The sequence below is a fragment of the Enterobacter sichuanensis genome (assembly GCF_009036245.1).
In the GTDB taxonomy this organism is placed as follows: Bacteria; Pseudomonadota; Gammaproteobacteria; order Enterobacterales; family Enterobacteriaceae; genus Enterobacter; species Enterobacter sichuanensis.
This window is the reverse complement of the sequence record NZ_CP027986.1, coordinates 90644-103411: the sequence shown is the minus strand read 5'-3', so window position 1 is coordinate 103411 and position 12768 is coordinate 90644. Positions and strand designations below refer to the sequence as shown.

Genomic DNA, 12768 nt, shown 5'->3' with positions numbered 1-12768 from the left:
TTGCCCGTTTTTTTATCTGCGAATGAACGTAACGCAGGCAAATGGATACCTAAAAACACCAAAGAGATAGCTTTAGACGGCCCAAATGCTTAGAATTTGCCCGCCGAAACTAAAAAAACGGATAATCGCTTGGAATTGTTGTATACCGCTCTGCTCTACATCATTCAGCCGCTGGTGTGGCTGAGACTGTTGCTTCGTAGCCGTAAAGCGCCTGCGTATCGTAAACGCTGGGCTGAGCGCTATGGCTTCTGCCGCAATAAAGTCGCACCGGACGGTATTTTGCTGCATTCCGTTTCTGTCGGTGAAACGCTGGCGGCGATCCCGCTGGTTCGCGCCCTGCGTCACCGCTATCCGTCGTTGCCGATCACCGTCACGACGATGACGCCGACCGGCTCGGAGCGCGCGTTATCCGCTTTTGGCAAAGACGTTCATCACGTCTATCTCCCTTACGATCTGCCCTGCGCCATGAATCGTTTCCTGAATACCGTTCGCCCGAAACTGGTGATCGTGATGGAAACCGAACTGTGGCCGAACATGATTTCCGCCCTGCATGCCCGTAAAATTCCGCTGGTGATTGCCAACGCGCGCCTGTCAGAGCGCTCGGCGAAAGGCTACGGCAAGCTGGGTAAATTTATGCGTCGTCTGCTCGGCAAAATTACGCTGATTGCCGCGCAAAATGAAGAAGACGCCGCCCGCTTTGTCTCTCTGGGGCTCAAACGCAACCAGCTCGCGGTAACGGGCAGCCTGAAATTTGATATTTCTGTTACCCCTGAACTTGCTGCTCGTGCAATCACCCTGCGTCGCCAGTGGGCGCCGCGTCGTCAGGTCTGGATTGCAACCAGCACCCATGATGGCGAAGAGGCCATTATCCTGCAGGCTCATCGTCAGTTGCTGGAAAAATTCCCCGATTTACTGCTGATCCTCGTTCCACGCCATCCCGAACGTTTTAAAGATGCCCGCGAAATGGTGCAGAAAGGCGGTTTCAGCTATACCCTGCGCAGCAGCGGCGAGATCCCTTCCGGCAGCACTCAGGTGGTGATTGGCGATACGATGGGCGAGCTGATGCTGCTCTACGGCATTGCCGATCTGGCCTTTGTCGGCGGCAGTCTGGTGGCGCGCGGCGGCCATAACCCGCTGGAGCCGGCAGCGCATGCCATTCCGGTGCTGATGGGGCCGCACACGTTTAACTTCAAAGATATCTGCGCGAAATTGCAGCAGGCCGAGGGTTTAATCACCGTGACCGATGCGGACTCCGTGGTCAAAGAGGTCTCGACCCTTCTGACTGACGAAGATTACCGCCTGTGGTACGGTCGCCATGCCGTCGAAGTGCTGCATCAGAACCAGGGCGCGCTCACCCGTCTGCTGCAACTTCTGCAACCTTATCTGCCTCAGCGGAGCCACTAATGTCAACGCGTCTGTCGGTCGTGATGATCGCCAAAAACGCCGCCGACCTGCTTCCGGACTGCCTGGCCTCCGTTGCCTGGGCTGACGAAATTGTCGTGCTCGATTCCGGCAGCACGGACAATACGGTGGACGTTGCCCGGACAGCGGGCGCCAGGGTCTTTATCGACACGGACTGGCAAGGCTATGGCATCCAGCGCCAGCGCGCGCAGGGATACGCCACGGGCGATTATGTCCTGATGCTCGATACTGACGAGCGCGTCACGCCAGAACTTCAGCAGGCCATTCAGGCGGTGCTTGCTTCGCCTCAGCCTGGCGCGGTATACAGCATTGCCCGCCGCAACTACTTCCTCGGCCGGTTTATGCGCCACAGCGGCTGGTATCCAGACCGTGTGATGCGCCTCTACGAGCGCGAACGTTACCAGTACAACGACAACCTGGTCCATGAATCTCTGGACTGCGGTAGCGCGCAGGTGATCTCCCTGACGGGCGATCTGCTGCACCTGACCTGTCGGGATTTCGCCAGCTTCCAGCGTAAACAGCTTAACTACGCCACTGCATGGGCGCAGGAGCGTCACCAGCGCGGTAAGAAGACCACGCTGACCGGAATCTTCACACACACGCTGGGGGCGTTTCTGAAGACGCTATTGCTGCGTGGCGGCATACTGGACGGTAAACAGGGGTGGTTACTGGCTGTGGTGAATGCCCAGTATACTTTCAACAAATACACCGAGCTGTGGGCGCTCTGCCGCGGCTACTCTGAGAAAACGTGAGCCATGAGCACAAAAGCGATTTATCCGGGTACCTTCGATCCGATCACTAACGGTCATCTTGATATCATCACCCGTGCGGCGTGCATGTTCGACAAGGTGATCCTGGCGATTGCCGCCAGCCCCAGCAAAAAACCGATGTTCGATTTGAACGAGCGCGTGCAGCTGGCTACCGACGCCATTTCGCACCTGCCGAATGTTGAAGTGGTCGGGTTTAGCGATCTGATGGCGAATTTCGCCCGCGCTCAGCAGGCAAACATTCTTATCCGCGGTCTGCGCGCGGTGGCAGACTTCGAGTATGAGATGCAGCTGGCGCACATGAACCGCCATCTGATGCCGGAGCTGGAGAGCGTATTCCTGATGCCCTCCAAAGAGTGGTCGTTTATCTCTTCCACGCTGGTAAAAGAGGTGGCGCGTCATCACGGCGATGTCACCCATTTCCTGCCGGATAACGTCCACCAGGCATTGATGGCAAAGCTAAAGTAGCGCTATTTCTGGCACTGACGGCAGTAGAACGTCGCGCGCTGGGCGTGCTTCGTTGCAATCACCGGCGTGCCGCAGACTCTGCACGGTTCGCCTTTACGGCCATACACCTGCAGCTCCTGGGCAAAATAGCCCGGCTTGCCATCACTTTGCAGGAAGTCCTTCAGGGTTGTTCCGCCCTGCTCAATCGAGCGCAGCAGTACCGCTTTAATCACTCTGACCAGCAGTTCACACTCCTGAGCGGAGAGGGAAGAGGCCAGCCGATCGGGATGGATCCCGGCGGCAAACAGTGATTCGCTGGCATAGATATTCCCCACGCCGACCACCAGTTTGTTATCCATCAGCCAGGGCTTAATCGGGCTTTTCTTCTTCGCGCACTTCGCTTTCAGGTATTCGGCGTTAAACGCGTCTGAGAGCGGCTCAGGCCCCAGATGCGCGAGCACGTTATGCCCTTCCAGCTCTTTGGTCCACAGCCACGCGCCAAAGCGTCGTGGGTCGGTATAACGGAGCACTTTACCGTTGCTCATCACCAGGTCGACGTGGTCGTGCTTTTCCGCAGGCAGTTCTTCGGTAAGAATGCGCAGGCTGCCGGACATTCCCAGATGGATAATAATCCAGCCGTCGGGCAGTTCCAGCAGCAGATATTTCGCCCGGCGCTGCACGCTCAGGACGGGTTTATCGCTCAGGGCATGGATCTCATCGGACACCGGCCAGCGCAAACGTCCATTACGGACAACGGCGTGAAGAATCGTCGCTCCGACCAGATGGGGCTCAATGCCGCGGCGGCTGGTCTCTACCTCAGGTAATTCAGGCATGGTTCCTCCGTTGAGATGCAGAATGCAAAAAACCCCGCAGTTGCGGGGTTTTTCGATACAAGGAGGCTAAAATTATTTGATTTTAGCTTCTTTGTACAGTACGTGCTGGCGTACAACTGGATCGAATTTTTTCAGTTCCAGTTTTTCCGGCTTAGTACGTTTGTTCTTCGTGGTGGTGTAGAAGTGACCTGTACCAGCAGAAGAAACCAGCTTGATTTTCTCGCGAATACCTTTAGCCATGATTTATTTCCTCTTTAAGTACTTAGTACTTTTCGCCACGGGCACGCAGTTCAGACAGAACTGTATCGATGCCTTTCTTATCGATTACACGCATACCTTTAGCAGATACGCGCAGGGTGACAAAACGCTTCTCGCTCTCAACCCAGAAACGGTGAGAGTGCAGGTTCGGCAGGAAACGGCGTTTAGTCGCGTTCAGTGCGTGGGAACGGTTGTTACCGGTCACCGGACGCTTGCCAGTAACTTGGCAGACTCGGGACATGTCTATTCTCCAAAAATCAAATTAGCTCGAGCTTCGTATGGGGTATCGGCGCCTCGTCAGGCTTTACAGCCCGGTCATCGCATAGTTCTAAGTGAACTCTCGATTGCCAGGCCCAAATGCCAAACCCGAGATTCTCAAAGGTGGCGTAGTATACGCTGACTCGGCGGTGTGCTCAAGTCCCGAACAGACAAAGATCCCGATGGATCGCGAGAAATAGCCTAAATCCAGCCATGTTCTGCAAAAGAAATGTACTCTCCGCGGCCAATTATCAGATGGTCCAGCACACGAATGTCCATGAATTGACAGCATTTGATAATGCGTTCGGTGATCTCTTTGTCAGCTCTGCTTGGTTGTGCACAGCCAGAGGGGTGATTATGCGCGAGGATCACGCCCGCTGCATTCACTTTTATCGCTTCCCGCACAATTTCACGCGGATGCACCTCAACGTGGCTTAGCGTGCCCGCAAAGAGACAGCTATGTTTCAGCACCCGATTTCTGTTGTCGAGAAAGATCACCATAAAGATCTCACGTTCGGCATCCGTTAACTGGCTTTGCAGAAATTCGCGCGTCATCACGGGGGTCAGGATCGGCTCTTCCTTCTCAATGCGAACATTATGAAAACGGCGAGCAAGTTCGGCAATGCCCCGTAACTGGGCATATTTCGCCACGCCGATCCCCTCGACGTGCTTAAACTGCGCCAGATCGGCGGTCAACAACCCATACAGTGAACCAAAATGCGCGATCAGCTCTTTTGCCAGCGTAAAGACGTTTTTTCCGGGCGTGCCGGTACGTAAAAAGAGCGCCAGCAGTTCATCGTCTTTTAACAGAGTGACGCCATTGCGCAGCAGCTTTTCGCGCGGCAGTAGCTGCTCATCCTCGTCTTCCATGCTCTTTCTCCTTTTTTAACCTCATGCTGCCACAGGCCAGCCAGCCGCTCGACGGCCACGTTGCGTTCTTGCGTAGCGCCTCGCAAAGAGCCCGAAGGACAACATCACCCGGTTTTAGGGATTGTGATAAAATGCCCACTCTCTGGTGAAACCCAACAGGAAAGAATCATGATGAGCCTGGCCGGTAAAAAAATCGTTCTTGGCGTGAGCGGCGGTATTGCTGCCTATAAAGCGCCAGAGCTGGTGCGTCGTCTGCGCGAGCGCGGGGCCGATGTGCGGGTCGCGATAACCGAAGGCGGTAAAGCCTTTATCACTCCATTGAGCCTGCAGGCGGTTTCAGGGTACCCGGTATCGGACAGTCTGCTTGATCCGGCCGCTGAAGCCGCGATGGGCCATATTGAGCTGGGGAAATGGGCTGACCTGGTTATCCTTGCCCCCGCCACCGCGGATTTAATCGCCCGGGTAGCCGCCGGTATGGCAAACGACCTGGTCTCCACCATTTGTCTGGCCACACCTGCGCCTGTTGCCGTTGTGCCTGCCATGAACCAGCAGATGTACCGCAACGCGGCGACTCAGCATAATCTGGAGACGCTGGCTTCGCGCGGCCTGCTGATCTGGGGACCGGACAGCGGCAGCCAGGCCTGTGGTGACGTTGGCCCAGGGCGTATGCTTGACCCGCTAACCATCGTCGATATGGCCGCCGCGCATTTTTCGCCTGTCAACGATCTGCAACATCTCAACATCATGATTACCGCAGGCCCGACGCGTGAGCCGCTGGATCCCGTGCGCTATATCACCAACCACAGCTCCGGCAAAATGGGCTTTGCGATTGCGGCCGCGGCAGCAAAACGCGGCGCGAACGTGACGCTGGTGAGCGGCCCGGTGTCGCTGCCTACGCCTGCGTTTGTCACGCGAATTGACGTCACCACCGCGCTGGAGATGGAAGCCGCCGTGCAGGCGCATGCGCAAAGCCAGCAAATATTTATCGGCTGTGCGGCCGTCGCAGATTACCGCGCCGAGACCATCGCCGAGGCGAAAATTAAAAAGCAAGGTGATGAATTAACACTAAAAATGGTGAAAAACCCGGACATCGTTGCCGGTGTCGCCGCACTAAAAAGCCACCGTCCTTACATTGTTGGGTTTGCCGCAGAAACAAATAATGTGGAAGAATATGCCCGGCAAAAACGTACCCGCAAAAACCTCGATTTGATTTGCGCGAACGACGTATCGCTGGCCACACAAGGATTTAACAGCGACAGCAACGCACTGCACCTTTTCTGGCAGGATGGAGATAAAGTCTTACCGCTTGAGCGCAAGGAACTCCTGGGCCAACAATTACTCGACGAGATCGTTACCCGTTATGATGAAAAAAATCGACGTTAAGATTCTGGACCCGCGTGTTGGCGAGCAATTCCCGCTGCCAACCTATGCCACCTCCGGCTCTGCCGGACTTGACCTGCGCGCCTGTCTCGATGACGCCGTAGAACTGGCGCCGGGTGCCACCACCCTGGTGCCGACTGGCCTGGCCATTCACATTGCTGACCCGTCTCTGGCGGCGGTGATCCTGCCGCGTTCTGGCCTCGGCCATAAGCATGGCGTCGTGCTGGGTAACCTGGTGGGCCTGATTGACTCCGACTACCAGGGTCAACTGATGGTCTCCGTCTGGAACCGTGGTCAGGACAGTTTCACCATTGAACCAGGTGAGCGTATTGCGCAAATGGTCTTTGTACCGGTGGTACAGGCAGAATTTAACCTGGTGGCAGACTTTGATGCCACCGACCGTGGCGAAGGCGGCTTCGGCCATTCCGGGCGCAAATAACCGCCCGACAGACACGCATCTCACAGCGCCATAACGTCATAACAAACCGCAAACGTCAGTTTGCGGTCGCTGTGTGGATGCCAGCCTGACAAGTGCTTATTTTCAGGGGTATTTTGTAACATGGCAGAAAAACAAACCGCGAAAAGGAATCGTCGCGAAGAAATACTTCAATCTCTGGCGCTGATGCTTGAATCCAGCGATGGTAGCCAACGCATCACCACCGCCAAACTGGCCGCCTCCGTAGGCGTGTCTGAAGCGGCGCTGTATCGTCATTTTCCGAGCAAAACCCGGATGTTCGACAGCCTGATCGAATTTATTGAAGACAGCCTGATCACACGCATCAACCTGATCCTGAAAGACGAAAAAGACACCACCGCGCGTCTGCGTCTGATTGTGCTGTTAATCCTGGGCTTTGGTGAACGCAATCCAGGTTTAACCCGTATCCTGACCGGCCACGCGCTGATGTTCGAGCAGGACAGACTGCAGGGCCGCATTAATCAGCTTTTCGAACGTATAGAAGCGCAACTGCGCCAGGTACTGCGCGAGAAGAAAATGCGTGAAGGTGAAGGTTACAGCACGGATGAAACGCTACTGGCGAGCCAGATCCTGGCGTTTTGCGAAGGGATGCTCTCCCGCTTTGTGCGCAGCGAGTTCAAATACAGCCCAACGGACGATTTTGACGCCCGCTGGCCGCTAGTGGCTGCTCAGTTACAGTAACATCGTTGCCGGATGGCGGCTTCGCCTTATCCGGCCTGGGGTTGTATTGCCCGGTAAAGCTGGCGCCACCGGGCAAGACAATTATACTCCGAACTCTTCCCGGTATGCGCGTACTGCCGCCAGATGGTCAGCCATCTCAGGCTTCTCTTCCAGGTACGCAATCAGGTCTTTCAGGGTGATGATTGACGTCACTGAGCAATGATAATCACGCTCCACTTCCTGAATGGCGGAGATCTCGCCGCGACCCCGCTCCTGACGATCCAGACAAATCAGCACGCCAGCCAGCGTCGCCCCGTTAGCCTGAATAATCTCCATCGATTCACGGATCGCCGTGCCCGCGGTGATCACATCATCCACCAGCATCACGCGGCCCTGCAGCGCGCTGCCGACCAGATTCCCGCCTTCACCGTGAGTTTTGGCCTCTTTGCGGTTAAAGCAGTACGGCACGTCGCGATCGTGGTGTTCCGCCAGCGCTACCGCGGTGGTGGTCGCAATCGGAATGCCTTTATAGGCCGGGCCAAACAGCAGGTCAAAATCAATCCCGGAGTCCACCAGCGCTTCGGCATAGAAACGGCCTAACAATGCCAGATCGCGCCCGGTATTAAACAGCCCGGCATTGAAGAAATAGGGGCTCTTGCGCCCGGATTTCAGCGTAAACTCGCCAAACTTAAGAACCTGCTTGTTAAGCGCAAACTCAATAAACTGGCGCTGATACGGTTTCATGGATTCGCTCCTTTGTCTTTTCTGTCTTACAGGCAAAAAAAAGGCGACTCATCAGTCGCCTTTAAAATCAATTTTCTAACGCCGCCTTCTGCGTCGTTACAATAGATTCAATTCCCCCTCGGGCCAGAGCCAGCAAGGTGAGAAGTTCTTCGTGGGTGAAAGGTTCGCCTTCTGCGGTGCCCTGCACCTCAATGATACGACCGTCTTCGGTCATGACCACGTTCATATCGGTCTCGGCGGCAGAGTCTTCGACATATTCCAGATCGCACAGCGCTTCACCGTTAACGATACCCACGGAGACCGCCGCAACCATGCCTTTCATTGGATTCGTTTTCAGCTTGCCGGCCGCAACCAGTTTATTCAGGGCATCCGCCAGCGCTACACAGGCCCCGGTAATGGAGGCGGTACGCGTACCACCGTCAGCCTGAATGACGTCGCAATCCAGCGTGATGGTGAATTCGCCCAGCGTTTTCAGGTCAACAGCGGCGCGCAGCGCCCGCGCAATCAGACGCTGAATTTCCATGGTACGACCGCCCTGCTTACCTTTTGCCGCTTCGCGGGCATTACGGGTATGGGTCGCACGCGGCAGCATGCCGTATTCAGCCGTGATCCAGCCCTGGCCCTGGCCTTTCAGGAAGCGCGGAACGCCTTCTTCGATGGAGGCGGTGCACAGCACTTTAGTGTCACCAAACTCAACCAGAACGGAGCCTTCAGCGTGTTTTGTATAGTTACGGGTCAGAGTGACGGGACGCACCTGATTGGCGCTACGACCTGCTGGACGCATGATGAATTCTCCGGCTTGAAACGAATGTGGCTGCGCATTATACGGATAAAGGACGCTTATTCCTATCCTGAGAAGCCCCCGAAAGCTATAATCCCCCCATCTCTCCTTTAAAAACGGGAATGTCTATGATCCGCAGTATGACCGCCTACGCCCGGCGTGAAATCAAGGGTAGCTGGGGTAGCGCCACATGGGAAATGCGCTCGGTAAACCAGCGTTACCTGGAAACATATTTCCGTATGCCGGAGCAGTTCCGCAGCCTTGAGCCGGTGGTACGTGAGCGTATCCGTACCCGTCTGACGCGCGGCAAAGTGGAATGTAATCTGCGCTTTGAGCCTGATGCCAGCGCGCAGGGCGAACTGATCCTTAACGAAAAACTGGCGAAACAGCTCGTCAATGCGGCGAACTGGGTCAAAATGCAGAGCGATGAAGGCGAAATCAACCCGGTTGATATTCTGCGCTGGCCTGGCGTGATGGCCGCCGGTGAGCAGGATCTGGACGCGATTGCCGCTGAAATTCTTGCCGCCCTCGACAGCACGCTGGATGATTTTATCGTTGCCCGTGAAACCGAAGGCCAGGCGCTGAAAGCGATGATTGAGCAGCGCCTTGAAGGGGTCAGCGCCGAAGTGGCAAAAGTGCGCACACATATGCCAGAAGTGCTGCAGTGGCAGCGCGAGCGCCTGGTTGCCAAACTGGAAGAAGCGGAAGTTCAGCTGGAAAACAACCGCCTGGAACAAGAGCTGGTGCTGATGGCGCAGCGCGTTGACGTCGCTGAAGAGCTGGATCGTCTGGAAGCGCACGTTAAAGAGACCTACAACATTCTGAAGAAGAAAGAAGCCGTAGGTCGCCGCCTCGACTTTATGATGCAGGAGTTCAACCGCGAGTCGAACACTCTGGCATCTAAGTCGATCAATGCTGAGGTGACGAATTCAGCAATTGAGCTCAAGGTACTGATTGAGCAAATGCGCGAGCAGATTCAGAATATCGAGTAACGTTTCACGCGATCTCGTGTTGTCTCATTAAGTCTTACCTGGACAAAAAGGCCATTGTAAATCATGGCCTTTTTTGTTTTATATAGTCTCATATTGTATCGCGATACCTTTAAGATATGGGGTTGCATAAAATGCACAAGTACGTAACGGGGTTTAACGTCCAATTGTGTAAAAACCACTACAACTACATAAGTCATTGTTTTAAATACAAAAAGGCCAATATAAAAACTGAGGTTGTATGTGGCGATTTATCGCCCGATTTCAGGTAAACTTACCTTTGATGTTCTGGTGAGTTTTAAGGATAAAGAACCATGAAAGTTAGCGAAAAGACATTGCTAGAGTCCGGCTTCAGCCATACAGATCTTCAGAAAATTAAAAGCAATGTGGAAGATTTCGGGGGAACTCTTGATGAAGTGATTCAAGATTTAGCAAAACGGTTTAATGTAGCTAAGTGGATAACTATTGTTGCTTTCATAATCCTGATTTTTACATCTGTTTTATCGACGAAAAATAACACACTATCTCTGGCTTTTTCGTTGATTGTAGGATTACCTTTTATCTGGTATTTGGCGCCCGCCAAACTCGCATTTAAAGCCTGGCGGTATAAACAATATGCGTCCAGGATTAAGGGCGATCAGTAATTGTCATCAGATCAAAAATAACTTTAGCCTTCACGCCGTATCCAACTATTTTCATGGTTAGTTTTGGCCTACTTAATGTACTGACTTTTCTGTAATAATCGACTGGTATGTAGCGAAACAGTCTCCATGATCCAGGCTTCCTTATTAAACCAAAAATGCTGTAAGCATTAGCAACAAGTGAGATTGATTTATATACGCCTAATCCACTTTTAGAACTAAACCCCATAAATTCAGCCGTAGCCATAGCTGCATTAGCAGCAAACCCTTCAGATGTAGAATCATGAAGCACTTGATGGCTAAATTCTTTGCTTAGGCCATTAAATCCATCCACAACGAGTATTGCTCCAGCCAACAGACCCAATGGATTAGCGCTGGCAAGTAGCGTTGTTCCTAAAGCTATCTCTGCTCCCGAAAGCACTACGTTCACAGCAGAAATGACGTAACCCACAATTTTGTTATTTTCCCGGACGAACTCCACTTTGGCGTAAAGCTTCGCAGCTTTCGTACGTAGCATTCGCCCCTGTTCTTCAAGGTTTTCGGTCTCTGTCCTGAGATTTTTTATACAGGCCATGCACTCTTCATCAGATTTTGCGCTCCGGGCCGTGGCGAACTGCTGCTCAATAAACTCTTTTAGTTCCTGGACAAACTTCATTCGGGTCAGGCTATCACTCAGGTGGAAAGCAGACAGCGTATTAGCTGTATTGATAAGCTTTCTGGCCTCTAGATTAACCATTGTTTCCGCCCAGTACTTATTCCTGCCTGAGTGCATCATATCAAGTAATGCAGCATCCATTTTTGTTCTCCCTGAATATTACATCACCGATAATACCTCTTTATTTTCAGCTGTAAACCGTCGTTTCAGTCGGAAATATGTTGGTCTTGATATGCCTATTTTCTCTGATACTGCCTTAAAAGGTAGTCCCTGCTAAATCAGAGACATAGCCGAAGCTGCCTCTGGATGGAACTTCCTGACGAACCGAGTCCCCGAGGCCATTGCAGCAGCCAATAGGCATCTAAATTTCGACGCATGAGCAAATCGTGGTTTTAATTGTCCAATATCAGTGCTTCAACACTGACTCTTCGTCAAACCACGCATCGTAGAACACCAGTTCGATTCCGCAGGCTTACACAAACAGAAAGCGCTAACTGCCAGGCGGCCAACTAGACGCTCATTCATCCTCACATGAGGTAAAGTTATTCGATGCCCAGTACAAATGGCATTAACATACCTAGCTTTATTTTCATTTCTGCAGTTGCCGCAGCCGCATTAGCATGCGGCAAGGCAAGCCATCTGTTTACGGCATCGGAGTTGAATCGCTGCAGCCTTAGAAACGAAGATATAGACGTTTCCCAGGAAAAAAGCTCATCCGCGCAAACTTCGACGGACTGCTGAGAGCAAGCTCGCTGAATAGCCATTCCCAAACCGACGTAGCGGAGAAGCTCACGTCGTACATTCTCATCTTTTTGCTTGATTGGTACATCCAGTTTCGGTTTCGGTCCAAAGTACACTCCGGTAGTACTTGGTTGTAATGTTGGGTCACTGGAAAAATAAACCGGAACTCCCATCAATTTAAATGCCGCTGTCAAAATTTCATAGCTAATATCTGATCGACTCCAGCGGCCCATGTGGGGTGGTACTTTCGGCAAACCGACTAGATCATCGCCGCGGCTTACAATCGATATGCCCTCAACTGGCACGGATGGTTGCATTCTGAATACAGCGTCAGAATCGATTTCCCAGCCAGCTTCGCTTAACAAGCGCAAAAAATTACCAGCAGCTACGCACGATGATTCACTCCACTCAACACAACCGATGCGCAGCTTGTCCCGCTGACCGAACTGTCCTGTTCGAAATAATTCGAGGTATCTATCGCGATTGGAACTATTAACAACATATGCATCAATCACGGTGGGCGGTACAGGTTTACTTGCAGATTCGGGATTTTGTTGAAGCAAAGCTGGGCTTATGAAATACACTATAGCGAAGAATGCCGCTGCGCCAGATGCTCTTAACCACTCTTTAAATTTTACTTCCAAGCGACCAGACAGAACTGCACCAATACCTCCAGCAGCTAGAGCCAGAACTATTCGGTAAACTGTATATTGGTAAGATGTAGGATTAGGGGTTATGAAAGTAGTTATAATTATGACACCTATCGCCACAACCGCAAAACTACACCCAAGGTACTTGTCTCTCTCTACACTGCTCATTTTAATTTTGACACCTGCATCAAATCCAT

General features: G+C 52.8%; 17 protein-coding genes. 8 read left to right on the top strand and 9 right to left on the bottom strand.

All coding sequences use genetic code 11. The annotated features are described in order from the left end of the window. Positions 1–129: 129 nt before the first annotated feature. The 3 genes from waaA to coaD are packed head-to-tail and all read left to right on the top strand — an operon-like array spanning position 130 to position 2657. Positions 130–1404: a lipid IV(A) 3-deoxy-D-manno-octulosonic acid transferase gene (gene waaA, locus C1N69_RS00525; RefSeq protein WP_025758451.1), complete on the top strand. Its 1275-nt coding sequence runs from the start codon at positions 130–132 to the stop codon at positions 1402–1404. Next, the gene (locus tag C1N69_RS00520) at positions 1404–2174 is read left to right on the top strand and encodes a glycosyltransferase family 2 protein (RefSeq protein ID WP_095452063.1); all 771 of its coding nucleotides are present in this window, start codon (positions 1404–1406) and stop codon (positions 2172–2174) included. Before waaA ends, C1N69_RS00520 begins: the two co-directional genes overlap by 1 nt. Positions 2175–2177: 3 nt before the next feature. After that, complete coding sequence (gene coaD / locus C1N69_RS00515) at positions 2178–2657, top strand: pantetheine-phosphate adenylyltransferase (RefSeq protein WP_045286233.1); 480 nt, start codon at positions 2178–2180, stop codon at positions 2655–2657. A gap of 2 nt (positions 2658–2659) precedes the next feature. On the opposite strand, the gene mutM is transcribed toward coaD, so the two are convergent. The 4 genes from mutM to radC form a co-directional block, all read right to left on the bottom strand. Continuing rightward, positions 2660–3469: a bifunctional DNA-formamidopyrimidine glycosylase/DNA-(apurinic or apyrimidinic site) lyase gene (gene mutM / locus C1N69_RS00510; RefSeq protein WP_023309890.1), complete on the bottom strand. Its 810-nt coding sequence runs from the start codon at positions 3467–3469 to the stop codon at positions 2660–2662. Between the two features lie 72 nt (positions 3470–3541). Then, positions 3542–3709: a 50S ribosomal protein L33 gene (rpmG, locus tag C1N69_RS00505; RefSeq protein ID WP_003024094.1), complete on the bottom strand. Its 168-nt coding sequence runs from the start codon at positions 3707–3709 to the stop codon at positions 3542–3544. A 22-nt stretch (positions 3710–3731) separates the two neighbouring features. After that, on the bottom strand, positions 3732–3968 hold the full coding sequence (gene rpmB, locus C1N69_RS00500) for a 50S ribosomal protein L28 (protein WP_002436699.1): 237 nt from the start codon (positions 3966–3968) through the stop codon (positions 3732–3734). A gap of 218 nt (positions 3969–4186) precedes the next feature. Then, a complete protein-coding gene (gene radC, locus C1N69_RS00495) occupies positions 4187–4855 on the bottom strand; it encodes a RadC family protein (protein ID WP_045286232.1) in 669 nt (222 codons plus the stop codon). Positions 4856–5026: 171 nt separating this feature from the next. Here radC and coaBC point away from each other — a divergent pair, with 171 nt between their 5' ends. The 3 genes from coaBC (at position 5027) to slmA (ending at position 7391) form a co-directional block, all read left to right on the top strand. Continuing rightward, the gene (gene coaBC, locus C1N69_RS00490; RefSeq protein ID WP_155031896.1) at positions 5027–6238 is read left to right on the top strand and encodes a bifunctional phosphopantothenoylcysteine decarboxylase/phosphopantothenate--cysteine ligase CoaBC; all 1212 of its coding nucleotides are present in this window, start codon (positions 5027–5029) and stop codon (positions 6236–6238) included. Next, the gene (gene dut, locus C1N69_RS00485) at positions 6216–6674 is read left to right on the top strand and encodes a dUTP diphosphatase (protein ID WP_008502691.1); all 459 of its coding nucleotides are present in this window, start codon (positions 6216–6218) and stop codon (positions 6672–6674) included. Before coaBC ends, dut begins: the two co-directional genes overlap by 23 nt. Before the next feature lie 120 nt (positions 6675–6794). Further along, on the top strand, positions 6795–7391 hold the full coding sequence (gene slmA / locus C1N69_RS00480; protein ID WP_047957446.1) for a nucleoid occlusion factor SlmA: 597 nt from the start codon (positions 6795–6797) through the stop codon (positions 7389–7391). 81 nt (positions 7392–7472) lie between these two features. Here slmA and pyrE read toward each other — a convergent pair whose 3' ends face one another. Both pyrE and rph read right to left on the bottom strand, forming a co-directional pair. Next, positions 7473–8114 (bottom strand): orotate phosphoribosyltransferase, encoded by a 642-nt coding sequence (gene pyrE, locus C1N69_RS00475; RefSeq protein WP_025758463.1) that lies wholly within the window; start codon positions 8112–8114, stop codon positions 7473–7475. A 67-nt stretch (positions 8115–8181) separates the two neighbouring features. Then, positions 8182–8898 carry a ribonuclease PH gene (rph, locus tag C1N69_RS00470; protein WP_013094888.1) on the bottom strand — a complete coding sequence of 239 codons (717 nt, stop codon included), beginning with the start codon at positions 8896–8898 and terminating at the stop codon, positions 8182–8184. A 125-nt stretch (positions 8899–9023) separates the two neighbouring features. Here rph and C1N69_RS00465 point away from each other — a divergent pair, with 125 nt between their 5' ends. Together C1N69_RS00465 and C1N69_RS00460 are read left to right on the top strand one after the other, a co-directional pair. Beyond that, positions 9024–9887 (top strand): YicC/YloC family endoribonuclease, encoded by an 864-nt coding sequence (locus C1N69_RS00465; protein WP_014830145.1) that lies wholly within the window; start codon positions 9024–9026, stop codon positions 9885–9887. 311 nt (positions 9888–10198) lie between these two features. Beyond that, a complete protein-coding gene (locus C1N69_RS00460) occupies positions 10199–10528 on the top strand; it encodes a hypothetical protein (RefSeq protein WP_155030509.1) in 330 nt (109 codons plus the stop codon). Here the strand turns inward: C1N69_RS00460 and C1N69_RS00455 are convergent. The 3 genes from C1N69_RS00455 to C1N69_RS00445 all read right to left on the bottom strand — a co-directional run bounded on the left by C1N69_RS00455 (position 10512) and on the right by C1N69_RS00445 (position 12739). Then, positions 10512–11321: a DUF4225 domain-containing protein gene (locus tag C1N69_RS00455; RefSeq protein WP_155030508.1), complete on the bottom strand. Its 810-nt coding sequence runs from the start codon at positions 11319–11321 to the stop codon at positions 10512–10514. The two genes, C1N69_RS00460 and C1N69_RS00455, sit on opposite strands and share 17 nt — an antisense overlap. A gap of 18 nt (positions 11322–11339) precedes the next feature. Then, positions 11340–11414 (bottom strand): hypothetical protein, encoded by a 75-nt coding sequence (locus C1N69_RS23115; RefSeq protein ID WP_395306670.1) that lies wholly within the window; start codon positions 11412–11414, stop codon positions 11340–11342. 308 nt (positions 11415–11722) lie between these two features. Next, positions 11723–12739 (bottom strand): hypothetical protein, encoded by a 1017-nt coding sequence (locus C1N69_RS00445; protein WP_155030507.1) that lies wholly within the window; start codon positions 12737–12739, stop codon positions 11723–11725. Between the last annotated feature and the right edge of the window lie 29 nt (positions 12740–12768).